This is a genomic window from Mesorhizobium sp. M7A.F.Ca.US.006.04.2.1 (assembly GCF_004022915.1).
Taxonomy (GTDB): domain Bacteria; phylum Pseudomonadota; class Alphaproteobacteria; order Rhizobiales; family Rhizobiaceae; genus Mesorhizobium; species Mesorhizobium ciceri.
The window spans coordinates 1-1,356 of the sequence record NZ_RZQA01001224.1 but is presented as its reverse complement, the minus strand read 5'-3'; the positions used below and the strand labels follow the sequence as shown (position 1 = coordinate 1,356).

General features: G+C 65.6%; 2 protein-coding genes. Both read right to left on the bottom strand.

The window, feature by feature from the left end; translation table 11 throughout:
* Positions 1 to 374, bottom strand: a 374-nt coding sequence (locus EN925_RS36035) for a 4Fe-4S dicluster domain-containing protein (RefSeq protein WP_128337381.1), incomplete at its 3' end; no start/stop codon positions are given.
* Between the two features lie 10 nt (positions 375 to 384).
* Positions 385 to 1,356: FAD-binding protein (locus EN925_RS36030; protein ID WP_128337380.1), on the bottom strand; the 972-nt coding region annotated here is incomplete at its 5' end.

Here is a 1,356-nt window from a genome sequence, read left to right as displayed (position 1 = left end):
GGCAGCACGAAGGCCAGCATGGCGCGGGTCAGGCGGTCGAGCAGTGGCCGCTTGTAGGTCTCCTGGATATGGGCGCGGGCATGGTCGACCAGATGCATGTAGTTGACGCCCGACGGGCAGGTGGTCATGCAGGCAAGGCACGACAGGCAGCGATCGATATGGGTGACGATCTGCTTGTCGGCCGGACGGCCGTTTTCCAGCATGTCCTTGATCAGATAGATGCGCCCGCGCGGTGAATCGAGCTCGTTGCCGAGTGTCACATAGGTCGGGCACGTCGCGGTGCAGAAGCCGCAATGCACGCATTTGCGCAGGATCTTTTCCGATTCCGCGACATGCGGATCGGCAAGCTGGGCAAGCGAAAAATTGGTCTGCATCGCTGATGTCCTAGGCCATGCGGCCGGGATTGAAGATATTCTTGGGGTCAAATTCCTGTTTCAGGCGGACCGATAGTGCAGCAAGAGCGGGCGGCTGCGGCTCGAACACCGGTAGAGCGGCGCGATGCGAGGGTGCGGCGCGCACCAGCGTCGCATGGCCGCCGCCATGTTTCCTCAACAGCCCGCGCAGCAGAGCGGCTTCCGGATCGCCCTGTTCCATGCGCAGCCAAACCAGTCCGCCCTGCCAGTCATAAAAGGCGCTGACGGCGGCCTGCATGCGCAGCGTCAGGACCATCTGGTGGCTTTGAGAAGGCGTCATCGAGATGCGCCAGACCGGCTTCTCGCTGCCGTCGGCGAAAGGCCTGCAATCGCGAACGTCGCGCCAGATCAGCCGTGAAACCTCGCCGCCAATCTCCTCCAGCGGGCCGGCATTGCCGAGCAGCGTTTTCAGCGCGGCGATGCGGTAGGCGACCGACGGGCCGAAACCCTCGACGCGCAGCAGCGTGGCGGCCTCGCTGCCGAGACTGCCGCTGGCGACGCGCGCGGCGATCCGCTCCGGCAGGTGGGCGGCACTCGACACTTCAGCACTCGAGCCAAGCGCCAGGGCCATGGCGGCGGCCGCGGCATCGTCGAGCAGGCTACGGATGGCGAGCGTGACTTCGGTCTCGGCTGCCGGCAGCACCTTGAAGGTGACGTCGGTGAAGACGGCCAGCGTGCCCCAGCTGTTGGCCATCAGCTTCGACATGTCATAGCCGGTGACGTTCTTGACCACGCGACCGCCCGACTTGAAGGCCTCGCCACGACCGGACACCACATTGATGCCCAGGACATGGTCGCGCGCGGCCCCCGCCTTGAGCCGGCGCGGACCGGAGAGGTTAGCGCCGAGCACACCGCCGATCGTGCCTTTGCCCGGTTCGCCACCAAGCAGCGGGCCGTAATCCATCGGCTCGAAAGCGAGCTGCTGGCCGTTTTCCGCCAGCAG